Raw genomic sequence first — 12,767 nt, 5'->3', positions numbered from 1 at the left:
CCGGGTCCGGGCCAGGGCATTCGCCTGCCAACAGGCTCCTGCGGCACTCCGATGCCATCGAGCAGCGGATGACGCAATGGAAATGATCAGGCCCTACGACCGCTCGCTCTGCAAGCGCTATTTGGACGAGGCGACTGCCCGCGACTTGAATGAAGCGGCGCGGGATATGCCCTCCTGGGACCTGACCCTGCGCCAGCAGTGCGATGCGGAGCTGCTGTTGAATGGCGGCTTCTCCCCGCTGACGGGCTTCATGGGCCCGGCGGATTACGACGGCGTGCTCGAGAACATGCGCCTGTCCGACGGCACGCTGTGGCCGATGCCGATCACGTTGGATGTGACCGAAGCCTTCGCCGCGCAGGTGGAGGAGGGCAGCCGCATCGCCCTGCGCGATGCCGAGAGCATGCTCAACGCAGTGATAGACGTGGAGCATCGCTGGGTGCCCGATCGCGCTCGCGAGGCGGAACAGTTGTTTGGCACGACCGATACCACCCACCCGGGCGTCAATGAGCTCTCGCACCGCGTGCGCCCTGTCTATCTGGGCGGCACGCAGCACGGCCTCGCGGCACCGGTTCACCGAGACTTTCGCGACTACCGCTACAGCAAGAGAGAGCTGCGTGAGTATTTCCAGAGGCTCGGCAGGAACCGCGTGGTAGCCGGCGCGGCAGGGCCTGTCTGTAGTCGTGACGACCAGATGGGCGGTAGTCAGGAGTATTCCGGCCGATGAACACCTCGCGCAAAGTCCTAGCCCTTCTCACCCCCAGGGAGCAACGCCGCGGCGGCCTCGTGCTCGGCATGGTTATCGTCATGGCCGTACTGGAAACCGCCGGCGTCGCCTCGGTCATGCCGTTTCTTAGCGTGCTGGGCAACCCCGAAGTGGTAGAAACCAATCCGGTGCTAAACACCGTCTACGAAAGCCTCGGCTTTACCTCGGTGGATGCCTTCATCCTTGCGCTAGGCGCGGCCGCTTTCGGGCTTATATTGTTTTCTGCCTTCTTCCGCTCGCTTACGCACTACGCGATGAACCGCTTCATCGAGATGCGCCGCCACAGTATCGGCAAGCGATTGTTGGAGACATACTTGCGCCAGCCGTATGTCTTCTTTCTCGAGCGGCATAGCGGTGAGATGGCGAAGAACATTCTCTCCGAAGTGGATCAACTCGTGCTGAGAGTTTTTCGACCCGGCATAGAGATGCTCGCGTACAGTGTGGTCATTCTTTCGCTGGTTATTCTGTTGATCATCGTCGATCCTTGGCTGGCCCTAGGTGCCGCAGTGGTAATTGGGGGTATGTATGCGACTGTCTTTGGCATCGTGCATGGCGTTCTGGGAAGAGTGGGGCGAGACCGGGCGCGTGCGAATGAGGAGCGATTCACTGCTGCCAGCGAGGCATTCGGAAGCATCAAAGCCATAAAGCTCCTCGGCCGCGAACATGCCTACCTCTCGCGGTTCGATGGCCCTTCGAACCGTCAGGCCCGTCACCAAGCCACGAGCCACACACTCAGCGAGATTCCCAAATTCGTCGTTGAGGCCATTGGGTTCGGCGCGGTTATCGTGCTTGCTCTCGTGTTGGTGGCGACCCAAGGCGGTATGGAAAGCAATGCCTTGGGAAACATCCTGCCTGTCCTCGGACTCTACGCCTTTGCCGGATATCGGATGCTGCCGGCCGCCCAGCGAATCTATGCCGGGATAGCACAACTGCGGTTCGGAGAAGCGGCCGTGGAGACTGTTTACAACGACCTGAACCACCGGGCGGCGTTCGCGGAGTTGCACTCCCGCACCCCGCAGCGGCTGGAGCCTAGGAACGCCATCACCCTGAGCAATGTTCATTATACCTACCCGAACGCCGCCCGACCGGCGCTACGTGGTATCTCTCTAGAAATTCCCGCCGGGAGTTCCGTAGGCATTATCGGGACTACCGGCGCTGGCAAGACCACCTTGGTGGACGTGCTGCTGGGCCTCCTGCGTCCCACTGAGGGCCGCATAGTCGTGGACGGACATCCGATAAACGAAGAGAATCTGCGAGCTTGGCAGCAGGCGCTCGGCTATGTTCCCCAGGAAATATTCCTGACGGACAACAGCGTGGCGGAGAATATCGCTTTTGGTGTCCCCCGTGAGCAGATCGATCGTATGCAGGTGGAGCGTTGCGCGCGCATGGCTCAGGCCCATGACTTCATCAAGTATGACTTGCCGGACGGATACGATACGCTGGTCGGCGAGCGAGGCGTACGACTCTCGGGGGGGCAACGCCAGCGTATCGGTATTGCGAGGGCGCTTTATCACGAGCCATCGGTGCTGGTGTTCGACGAGGCAACTAGCGCGCTGGACCCTGAAACGGAAGCAGCGTTGATGGACTCCGTTTCCGTGCTCTCTAGCATGAAGACGGTCATTATGATTGCGCACCGGTTGGGCACTGTTTCCGGTTGCGAGTGTATCGTCAAACTGGAGAACGGTTCCGTCCATTCTGTTGAAAGACGAACCTCTTCGTCACCCGGTCGGAACGGCCGCCCTTCTTACGCGCATAAGCCTAGCCGGTAGATCATTCCTAAATTATCAAGGGCGCGCCTGATGCACTATAGCTTACGCAAAAAAATTCTTGTCACCGGAGGTGCCGGATTTATTGGCTCTCACCTATGTAGAGATCTTCTTAAAGAGGGGCACGAAGTCCTCTGCGTGGACAATTTTTTTACCGGTTCCCGCGACAACTTGCGGGATCTCGTGCAACACCCATTATTTGAAATCGTCCGGCACGATATTACGCAGCCGTTGCACGTAGAGACGGACGAGATTTACAACTTGGCGTGCCCGGCGTCTCCGGTACATTATCAGTTCGACCCGGTGCAGACGACCAAGGTGTGTGTAAATGGCGCGATTAATATGCTGGGGCTGGCCAAGAGAACTGGTGCCAGGATCCTTCAGGCTTCCACAAGTGAAGTGTACGGTGACCCGGAAGTCCGCCCGCAAAGGGAAGATTACTGGGGCCGCGTGAATCCCGTTGGCCCACGTGCCTGTTATGATGAGGCTAAGCGCTGTGCGGAAACCCTCTTCTTCGACTATCGTCGCCAGCACGGTTTGCCGATAAAAGTGGCCCGGATCTTTAACACGTACGGGCCTCGGATGCAGCCGAATGATGGTAGAGTGATTTCGAACTTTGTAGTCCAGGCGCTGCAGGGCCAGCCCCTTACAATCTACGGAAGCGGTGAGCAGACTCGTTCATTTTGCTATGTAGACGACATGGTCAAAGGTCTCAAACGCCTGATGCAGACTGGGGAAGATTTCACGGGGCCGATCAATCTGGGTAATCCGCAAGAAATATCTATGTTGGAGCTAGCGCGGCAGATTATCCGGAAGGCCGGCTCGAGTGCACGGATAGTACACCGAGAGGCGCCGGAAGATGATCCCAAGCAGCGTCAACCCGATATCTGCATGGCAACAGAAAAACTGGGCTGGAGTGCTACGGTTTCTCTTGAGGAAGGCTTGGAGAAAACCATTTCGTGGTTTCGGGAATGGCGAGGAGTAGGTTACGTTTGATTACGAATAGGTTTGGTCGAGATGTTGATCTGATTCCGCACAAAACGAGTGCTGTTGGTCTAGCCAAGAAGTGTATCCGAGGGGGGCTAAATCTACTCGACGGTATCGCTTCGGTTCGTCCGCAGCCTCAAGGGGCGGTGAGCTGGACTGAAGTGGACGTGTCTGGGTGGGGAGAGGGAGATTCCTCGTCAATCAGTTCCCGCGAGGCAGAATCGGTCCGGTGGATCCATGGAAGTCCGATGAGGGACATCGGGATCTGCCGCGTACGGATGGCCGAAGTCTGTTTTTTCAAGCCGCGCCCCGACGAGAGCGTAAACCCACTAGATCGGCGCGCCGTGGTACGTGTAAGTCCTTTTCGTCGTGTCGCCTATCCCGGGGCCCCCTATCTGTTTTCGGCGTGGGCGAGGAATCTCCGCCACGGCCGTAAGACCGTCTCGCGGCGATGTGGGCGCTTACGTGAACGGGTAGCTTTGTTGGGCAATGCAGGGAGCGACTCGTGCAATTACTATCATTTTTGGATCGATACGGTAGGTGACTTGTTGATGCTTCGCGATGCCCTGCCGGTAGATCTGCAGCCGGATCGCTTTCTAGTTTCCTACGGGGCGCAGCCATGGCAGGAGCAGATACTCGAAATGGTTGGTATCGAATCCCGTCAGTTGGTGCGATACGCTGATCATGAGCGTTTGAGATGCGATGAGTTGTTGATCCCTGTTCGCGACAAGGGAGCTCTGAACATAACGGCTGGTCTTGTTGATCGAATAAGACGATCTGTAAGCCTTCCGGCGCTCGATAGAGAACCGTACCGGTGTCTCTATATCTCCAGGGGTGACAGCGTGCGACGGCCAGTGCGGAACGAAGCTGCGGTCCAGGCCTTGGTCCAACGTCACGGGCTCGAAGTGAAGGAACTATCAGGCATTACCGTTATCGAGCAGATTGGGCTATTCGCTGCAGCAAGGCTGGTAGTAGCCACGCATGGCGCCGGTCTCACTAATCTTATGTGGTGCCAAGAGGGGACCGTTGTCATCGAATTGCTGCCGGATCTTCATCGCATCCCCTGTTTTAGGGAAATCTGTCGACAGAGAAAGCTCGAGCATCGTGTAATAGTCTGCCCTCAGTCGGGCTCTGAGAACACTGCCCTTGGGGCCATGGAAGTGCCTCTCCATCACCTCGAAGAGGCACTTAAGGAGAATGGGCACTCGGCCATGCCATCGAGGGTTGCAGCCTGTTCATTGCCTGCCAGATATGCAGGGACAGCGGGTCGAACAACCGAGTGAGGTTGCAAGTACTAGCTGCGGCGTCGCCTGCGCGTCACCGAAAGCCGGCCGGTGTCGTTGCAGAGCGACTCACCCTGGGCGTTTTATCGGGCGTATACGCTCGGTTTCACGTTTTTGGTAACTGCGGACGAGGACTTGCTCCGATGAGAGCGCAGGCAAGTGAATGACCGGGTCCGCGCTCATGTGTTGCGAATGCGGTGAGATATCGATTGCCATAGACTCCGGCATCGGCACTCAGTTGAGTAGCCTTTGTCTAGGCACACCGCGAATGACTAGATCGAGTCGTTACGTTCTGGCAGGAGAAACGAGGGTGGCGCGGAAACGAGCATTGAATGCGTTCACCGGGGGAGCGGAGTGTCTCACGCGATGCGGTGCCTACAGTCAGCAACTGGTCAAAGGGCTCGCACCCTTCTCGGTAGGGCCGGCCAATAGATGCCCAGCCTACGAGCGCCTGATGGCAAACCATCCGGTTGCTTCCCCCAAAGAGGATATCGCGGCGGACTCGCGGGCGGTATGGTTGTCTCCGTGGAGGCGCCGACAATCTATGGCGTCGCTTCGGTCATGTCGTTCCCGGGCATCGTTGCTAACGTCGAATGCCGGTGCGGATCAGTTCCGCGCCAAATGCCGCGCGAGGCTATGGTGTCGTAGCTTCCGTGGGCAGCCACTGTCATTCTGTACCGGGGTCGGTCCGGACTTCTGGTTGATGAACAAGGGTAATAGGGTCTCGCAAATGGCCCGGGAACGGCTGGGAGCCTAAACTGATGCGAATCCTCGTTACCGGCGGAGCTGGCTTTATTGGATCGGCGGTTGTGCGCCAGTACATCGCCGAGACGGATGCGACGGTGATCAATGTCGACGCACTGACGTATGCCGGGAACCCCGAGTCCCTGTCTGACGCACGTGAGGATTCGCGGCACGTATTTGAGCACGTGGATATCACCGACCGCGCAGCCCTGGAACGGGTGTTCCGGGAACATCGGCCGAACGCCGTGATGCACCTGGCGGCCGAATCCCACGTGGATCGCTCCATCGAAGGCCCGGCGGCGTTCGTGGAGACGAACGTAACCGGAACGCACAATATGCTGGAGGCCGCGCGCAGTTACTGGTCTGCGCTTGAGGGTGAAGCGAAAGAACGCTTCCGCTTCCATCATGTGTCCACGGACGAGGTGTACGGGGATCTCGGGCCGGAAGATCCGGCCTTTACGGAGGACACGCCGTATGCCCCGAGTTCGCCCTACTCGGCCAGCAAGGCGGCAAGCGACCATCTGGTGCGTGCATGGCATCGCACCTATGGGCTGCCGGTCGTGATCACCAACTGCTCGAACAACTACGGGCCCTACCAGTTCCCGGAAAAGCTGATCCCCCTGATGGTCCTTAATGCCCTGGACGGCAGGCCGCTGCCGGTTTACGGGCGCGGGGACAACATCCGCGATTGGCTGTATGTCGAGGACCACGCACGGGCCCTCCGCCACGTGCTGGCCCACGGCGCAAGCGGCAGGACCTACAATATCGGCGGGCGTTGCGAGCGTACCAATCTGGAGGTTGTTCACGCGCTATGCGCGGTCCTGGACCAACTCGTACCGGACGAGCAGGGTCCCTACGCACGCCTGATCGAGTTCGTGAGGGATCGCCCCGGACACGACCGCCGCTACGCCATCGACGACACCCGCCTCGCGAATGAACTGGGCTGGCAGCCGACGGAGAGCTTCGAGACGGGTCTGAGAAAAACAGTGCAGTGGTACCTCGAAAACCCGGAATGGATCGAACGCGTGCGCTCCGGCGCCTACCGCGAGTGGCTCGACGCGAATTACGCCCAGCGAGGGCGTGCTGTATGAAGATCCTCCTTCTCGGATGCAACGGCCAGGTGGGCTGGGAGTTGCAACGCGCGCTCGCTCCCTTTGGCGAAATCACGGCGCCGACACGCACGGAAGAGGGCGGGTTGTGTGGGGACCTCACGCGGCTGGAGCGGTTGGCAGCCACAGTGCGAAAGGTAGCGCCGGACGTGATCGTCAACGCTGCCGCCTACACTGCAGTGGATCAGGCGGAGTCGGAACCGGAGCTGGCCCATGCCGTCAACGCTACCGCGCCGGAGGTCCTGGCCGCCGAAGCAAATGCGCTTGGAGCCTGGCTGGTCCACTATTCGACTGATTATGTGTTTGATGGCACCGGAGCCGATCCGTGGTGCGAGGACGACGCCACTGGCCCGCTGAACGTCTATGGACAGACCAAACGGGAAGGAGAAGTCGCCATCCAGGCCAGTGGCTGTCGGCATCTCATCTTCCGAACCAGCTGGGTCTATGCCTCCCGGGGCCGGAACTTCATCCGCACCATGCTGCGCCTGGCAGCCGAGCGCGATGCGCTACAGGTGATCGACGATCAGTTCGGTGCACCCACCGGCGCGGAACTCATCGCAGACACCACCGCACAGATCCTGTCGCACCCACTGGATCGAGCGGGAATCGCGGGTCTTTATCATCTGGCCGCCGCGGGCGAGACGACCTGGCATGGGTTTGCCCGCTTGGTTCTGACCACCGCCCGCGATGCTGGCTGGCCCGTTCGGGTTGTCGACCAGGCAATCCAGGCTGTATCCATGGAGGCGTTTCCCACGGCGGCACGGCGTCCAGGCAATTCCCGTCTGAACTGCAAAAAGCTGGAGGACACTTTCGACCTGCAGATGCCGGAGTGGCGCCGTGGTGCGCTACGAGCCGTCGACGAGATTCTCGCCTGCGAGGCAACGGGAGGCAGGGCCTAATGCGGCGCAAGGGCATCATTCTCGCCGGCGGCTCCGGCACCCGGCTGTATCCGGCTACGCTGTCGATCAGCAAGCAGTTGCTGCCGGTCTACGACAAGCCGATGATCTACTACCCGCTGAGCACCCTGATGCTCGCGGGCATTCGCGACATCCTGATCATCTCCACGCCGCAGGACACCCCGCGCTTCGAGCAACTGCTGGGGGATGGCAGTCAATGGGGTCTGAGCCTGCAATACGCCGTGCAAGCGTCACCGGACGGTCTGGCGCAGGCCTTCATCATCGGCGAGGATTTCATCGGCGGAGACCCCTGTGCACTGGTCCTCGGCGACAACATCTTCTACGGCCACCACTTCGACGACCTGCTCGGGAGAGCCAAGCAGCGCGATGAGGGCGCCACCGTGTTCGCCTATCACGTCCACGAGCCGGAACGCTACGGTGTCGCCGAGTTCGACGCCAACGGCAAGGTGCAATCACTGGAGGAAAAGCCCGAGCAACCGAAATCCAACTACGCCGTGACTGGCCTCTACTTCTACGACGCTGAAGTCGTGGCCATGGCCAAGGATCTCAAGCCCTCCGCACGCGGCGAACTGGAAATCACCGATCTCAACATCGCCTACATGAATGCCGGGAAACTGCATGTGGAGATCATGGGGCGTGGCTATGCTTGGCTGGATACCGGAACGCACGATTCCCTGCTGGACGCCAGCCAGTTCATCGCTACCCTGGAACAGCGGCAGGGGCTCAAGGTGGCCTGCCCAGAGGAAATCGCCTACCGCTCTGGGTGGATCGATGCGGCTCAGCTCGATGCACTGGCGCGGACGCTGACCAACAATCGGTACGGTCGCTACCTTAAGTGTATCCTCGAAGAGCAAGTGTTCTAGATGCGAACAGGAAAATCGGACTGCTAAACTTAAGGGCCTTCCCTGTCGATTCAATTATTATGAGCTCTTATCTTATGGCACGCAAAATTATTCGGCTTCTTCCTCAGAAATCTCGTTCTTATATTAGGAGGGTTTTAGAGAAGGCTGGTGTTCTTTCGATGGGGATCTCGCGGTTCGAAAGCCATGATTCAAGCAAAGTCTCAAAGATAATACAAGAACAGTACCGCTATAAAGGGGAGTTGCTTGATATATTTTCTTCGCACCAAGGAAATATTGTGCATAAATGGCATCACTATATTCCACTCTATGACCGTTATTTGTGTGATCGACGCGGGGATGTTCGATTCTTGGAGATTGGTGTCTCAGAAGGAGGTAGTCTCGAGGTGTGGCGTCGTTATCTGGGGGATTCCGCAATTATCGTTGGTGTCGACGTAGACCCTTCTTGCCGGAAGTACGATGGCTATGCGGGAAGAGTTCGTATTGGATCTCAGGCAGATGCGATTTTTCTCCAGTCAGTGGTTGAAGAGATGGGAGGCTTGGATGTTGTATTGGATGACGGCAGCCACCTAATGCAAGATATTAAGAAGAGTCTTTCCGTTTTGTTTCCGTTAATGAATAACGGGGGGCTATATATAATAGAGGATTTGCACACTTCGTACTGGAGAGAGTATGGTGGAGGAGGGCGAAATAGTTTCTTCCGAGAGCTGATGGGTATTATAGATGATATGCATCGTTGGTATCACTCAAAAGACGTAAAGACGGCGGGCATCGGCGACTCTTGTGTGGCGGTTCATGTGCATGACTCTTTTGTGGTTCTAGAAAAAGGTGTTCAGTTTAGGCCCGAGCATTCAAGGATTGGAGGAAGTTGCTTCGAAGAGTGAGGGTGGTAATGAATAGGGTTTTAGATTATGAATTTCGATGCGGATGTAGGAGAGTTAGGTTAAGCGTGTATTCTGTATTAGGTATTATTTAATAATGAAAGCCTGGGCTCTATCTATCCCTTCTGTTTTAGTCTTCACGCCGCGAGTATTCGAAGACGAGCGAGGTGTTTTCTTCGAGAGCTATAATCAAAGAGCGTTCGAAGAGGCAGTTGGCCGCCCCGTGTCCTTCGTACAGGACAATCATAGCCGTTCGATCATGGGTGCCCTACGCGGCCTCCACTATCAGGTACCTCCGCATGCTCAGGGGAAATTGGTGCGCGTTACCGCGGGCGAGGTCTTCGATGTCGCCGTCGATATCCGCCGAGGGTCGCCCACCTTCGGGCAGTGGGTGGGGGAAACCCTTTCCGCCGAGAACCGCCGTCAGCTCTGGATCCCGCCCGGCTTCGCCCATGGCTTCGTGGTCACCACTGACGTCGCCGAGTTCCAGTACAAGTGCACCGATTTCTATGCCCCTGCCTGCGAGCGAAGCATCCGCTGGGACGACGCCGACTTGGGCATCGAATGGCCACTGGAAGGCGACCCGCTGATCTCCGCCAAGGACGCGCAAGCCGCGATCTTCCGCAACGCGGAGGTTTTTGATTGAACACTGCGGTCATCCGACGACTTCTGGCGGTGGGGCAGGGCGATGGCCTGCGTGCTCAGCTCGTGCGCGGGGCAATGGGGGTGGGCGGGCTCAAGCTGCTGTCCCTGCCCCTGACGCTGGCGGCGTCCATCCTCCTGGCCCGCGCCTTGGGACCGGAAGGCTATGGGCAGTACGTGTTCGTTATGGCCGTGATCGCCCTGCTCGCCCTCCCCATCGGGCCGGGGCTCGGCCAGCTTGTAACGCGCGAAGTCGCCCGCTATCACCATGGCGAGGACTGGTCGCTCTTCCGGGGGCTGCTGCGTCGAGCTCACCAATGGGTGTTGCTCGGTTCTTTGGTGATAATCGGCGGCGTAGTGATCGTTGCCGGCCAGAATGCTGCATGGGCAGTGGGCGACCGCTGGACACTTCTGTTAATCGCCAGCCTCATGCTGCCTCTGCTGGGGCTCAACGCCCTGCGGAGCCATACCCTGCGGGGACTGCGCCACGTGTTCCAGGCGCAGTTGCCGGAGCTGCTGGCCCGGCCCGGTCTTCATCTGCTGTTCGCTGGAGTGCTGCTCATCGGCGGTGCACTCACCCCTGCGACCGCGCTGGGTAGTCAGATTACCGCCACGGCGTTGGCCTTTCTAATAGGTGCATGGCTCCTCAGCCGTCATCGGCCTGCGCAGGTCAAGCAAGCCGACCCTGACTATCGGCATGGCGAATGGGGGTGGGCCCTCCTTCCGTTCACCCTGCTAGCCGCTGTCAGTACCCTGAACGCCCAGATCGGAATCCTTGCGCTTGGGTGGCTAGGTACGGACGAAGATGTTGCGGCACTGCAGGTAGCGCAGCAGGGCGCCATGCTCGTGGTGCTGTCGCTGTCCATCGTCAACCTGGTCATCGGCCCTCACATCACCCGAGCACACCGGGAGGGTGACAAGGCCAGGCTGCAACAGCTCTCCAGGTAGTCCGCCCGGGCCGCCCTTGCCGTCTCACTTCCAATCGCCCTGGCCTTCATTTTTCTCGGTGGACCAATTCTCCATTTCGTTTACGGTGAGGCGTACGCTGAAATGGCGACCTGGCCGCTGGCAATTCTTGCGTTTGGGCAGTTGGTGAACGTGGCGTTCGGGTCTGTCGGGATGTTCCTGACCATGAGCGGCTATGAGCGGGAGACCTTGATGGGCCACTTAGTTGCGCTGGCGGTTAACGCCGCCACAGCCGTGGCGCTAATTCCGTTGCTGGGCGTCATCGGCGCGGCAATCGCGGTCACCATCGGCCTTCTGACCTGGAATGTGGTGCTGGCTGTCAAATTCGTCCAGCGGCTGCAGCTACGACCGACTGCTCTGTAGAGGATTTGCTCATGATCATCAGCGATCGTCACCGTTTTGTGTTCGTCCATATACCCAAGTGCGCCGGAACGTCTGTTCGGCAACCTTTGACCCCGTTCAATGAGTGGCGCTTTGCGGGCCCACCGTGGCAGCTCGAAAACGAGGAACTTGGGCTGTTGGATTATGGGCATATCCCCTTAATCACGTTACGCGACCACTTCGCTTACGATTTCAACAAGGTACGCGATTATTGGTCATTTTCGGTTGTCCGTGACCCTCATAGTCGCTTTGCCTCTTCTGTCTCCCAAAGGCTCAAGATGTACGGGGGCGGTGCGATCCAAGACCAGCCTACCGACAAGATCCGAGCGGAGATCCAGGGTTCAATCGACTTTCTTCAGCGTCAGCCGGGGCATCAGCATCAGCTGCCTGCGGAGTACATACACTTCCAAAAGCAAGTGGACTATGTGTATCTAAATGGAGTCCAGATACTGGACAGTCTCTACCTTGTGGATGAGGTGAAAACCCTACTGCAGGACGTGAGCACCCGGACAGGCATGGATCTGTTGGAGCGCGAGGGCCGTTCCGACTCTCGCCAGGCTAACCGCAGCGTAGTCTATCGCAACCAGGTGGTCCGCCGGCTCGTGGGCGCCAGCCGCCCGTTCGCACGGATGGTCTACCACGCCTTTCCGAAATCCACGCAGCAGCGTTTAGAGTCCATAATCTACGTCCCCAGAGACACCCGTCTCAAGCCCTTGTTTTGCAGTGAATATGTAAACGCCTTTGTCAACGATTATTACCGCGAGGACCTTGAATTGTATAATGACGTAAGGGAGGCGCGACTGAAGAAGAGGGCAGTCGGATGAAGGGGCCCATTCCCATGGCCATGTACAACGGTGCCAAGTGTCTGCAGGAGTAGCTTGACAGCTTCCTTGCACAGGCACGGTTACAGGATGAACCGGTAATTATGGACGACTGCTCGACCGATAATACGCTGTCAATAATCGAAGCGTTCGCGGCATCGGCCCCCTTCCTGCCGCGCTGGGACCAGAACGAAGAAAAAGGCGGATGGGCGGGAAACTTTCACATGGCCATGACGAAGACGACCCGGGACTTGATCTTATTGAGTCACCAGAACGATGTCTGGGTCCCCGAGAAGGTTGAGCGTATGGAGCGCTACACGCTCGAAGACCCCTACGCACTGTACCGCCTTCCCGTAAATTCGGTCCATTGAAAACTGAAGGTCTCCGGGCACACTAGAGCCCAAGGAGGCCGAGATGCGCAAGAGTCGGTTTACGGAAAGCCAGATTGTTCAGACGCTGAAGTAGGTCGAAGGCGGCCGGAAGGTGAAGGACGTCTGTCGGGAGATCGGGGTCTCGGAAGCGACCTACTACCAGTGGAAGTCGAAATACGGCGGCATGGAGGCGGCCGAGGTTCGACGGCTGAAGGAGCTGGAGGACGAGAACAACCGGCTCAAGCGGATGTATGCCGAGCTGGCCCTGGAGAACAC

General features: G+C 58.5%; 11 protein-coding genes and 3 pseudogenes. All 14 read left to right on the top strand.

Annotation, left to right across the window (positions count from 1 at the left end; all coding sequences use genetic code 11):
- Positions 1–76 precede the first annotated feature (76 nt).
- Positions 77–655 (top strand): annotated as a pseudogene (locus F468_RS0110595) (adenylyltransferase); the annotation flags it as partial.
- Between the two features lie 65 nt (positions 656–720).
- The gene (locus F468_RS0110590; protein ID WP_018995124.1) at positions 721–2,532 is read left to right on the top strand and encodes an ABC transporter ATP-binding protein; all 1,812 of its coding nucleotides are present in this window, start codon (positions 721–723) and stop codon (positions 2,530–2,532) included.
- A 30-nt stretch (positions 2,533–2,562) separates the two neighbouring features.
- The gene (locus F468_RS0110585; RefSeq protein WP_026296531.1) at positions 2,563–3,525 is read left to right on the top strand and encodes a UDP-glucuronic acid decarboxylase family protein; all 963 of its coding nucleotides are present in this window, start codon (positions 2,563–2,565) and stop codon (positions 3,523–3,525) included.
- Positions 3,501–4,799 (top strand): glycosyltransferase family 61 protein, encoded by a 1,299-nt coding sequence (locus F468_RS14675; protein ID WP_081616977.1) that lies wholly within the window; start codon positions 3,501–3,503, stop codon positions 4,797–4,799. Before F468_RS0110585 ends, F468_RS14675 begins: the two co-directional genes overlap by 25 nt.
- A 761-nt stretch (positions 4,800–5,560) precedes the next feature.
- Positions 5,561–6,634, top strand: a complete 1,074-nt coding sequence (gene rfbB / locus F468_RS0110570) for a dTDP-glucose 4,6-dehydratase (protein WP_026296530.1) — start codon at positions 5,561–5,563, stop codon at positions 6,632–6,634.
- Complete coding sequence (gene rfbD / locus F468_RS0110565) at positions 6,631–7,551, top strand: dTDP-4-dehydrorhamnose reductase (protein WP_018995119.1); 921 nt, start codon at positions 6,631–6,633, stop codon at positions 7,549–7,551. The genes rfbB and rfbD overlap by 4 nt, the downstream gene beginning before the upstream one ends.
- A complete protein-coding gene (rfbA, locus tag F468_RS0110560; protein ID WP_018995118.1) occupies positions 7,551–8,432 on the top strand; it encodes a glucose-1-phosphate thymidylyltransferase RfbA in 882 nt (293 codons plus the stop codon). The genes rfbD and rfbA overlap by 1 nt, the downstream gene beginning before the upstream one ends.
- Positions 8,433–8,506: 74 nt before the next feature.
- Positions 8,507–9,313, top strand: coding sequence for a class I SAM-dependent methyltransferase (locus tag F468_RS14265; RefSeq protein ID WP_196801186.1), 807 nt, complete (start codon positions 8,507–8,509; stop codon positions 9,311–9,313).
- Between the two features lie 94 nt (positions 9,314–9,407).
- Positions 9,408–9,956 carry a dTDP-4-dehydrorhamnose 3,5-epimerase gene (rfbC, locus tag F468_RS0110550; protein ID WP_026296529.1) on the top strand — a complete coding sequence of 183 codons (549 nt, stop codon included), beginning with the start codon at positions 9,408–9,410 and terminating at the stop codon, positions 9,954–9,956.
- The gene (locus F468_RS13780) at positions 9,953–10,900 is read left to right on the top strand and encodes an oligosaccharide flippase family protein (protein ID WP_018995114.1); all 948 of its coding nucleotides are present in this window, start codon (positions 9,953–9,955) and stop codon (positions 10,898–10,900) included. Before rfbC ends, F468_RS13780 begins: the two co-directional genes overlap by 4 nt.
- A 102-nt stretch (positions 10,901–11,002) precedes the next feature.
- Positions 11,003–11,281, top strand: a complete 279-nt coding sequence (locus F468_RS13920; RefSeq protein ID WP_018995113.1) for a polysaccharide biosynthesis C-terminal domain-containing protein — start codon at positions 11,003–11,005, stop codon at positions 11,279–11,281.
- Between the two features lie 11 nt (positions 11,282–11,292).
- Positions 11,293–12,123 carry a sulfotransferase family 2 domain-containing protein gene (locus tag F468_RS0110540; protein ID WP_018995112.1) on the top strand — a complete coding sequence of 277 codons (831 nt, stop codon included), beginning with the start codon at positions 11,293–11,295 and terminating at the stop codon, positions 12,121–12,123.
- 65 nt (positions 12,124–12,188) lie between these two features.
- Positions 12,189–12,491: pseudogene (locus F468_RS13775) on the top strand (glycosyltransferase); the annotation flags it as partial.
- Between the two features lie 43 nt (positions 12,492–12,534).
- Positions 12,535–12,767 (top strand): annotated as a pseudogene (locus tag F468_RS13770) (transposase); the annotation flags it as partial.

The sequence above is a fragment of the Thioalkalivibrio sp. ALJ2 genome (assembly GCF_000378325.1).
Classification (GTDB): domain Bacteria; phylum Pseudomonadota; class Gammaproteobacteria; order Ectothiorhodospirales; family Ectothiorhodospiraceae; genus Thioalkalivibrio.
The sequence above is the reverse complement of the archived record's forward strand: the minus strand, read 5'-3'. Positions and strand labels throughout refer to the sequence as shown.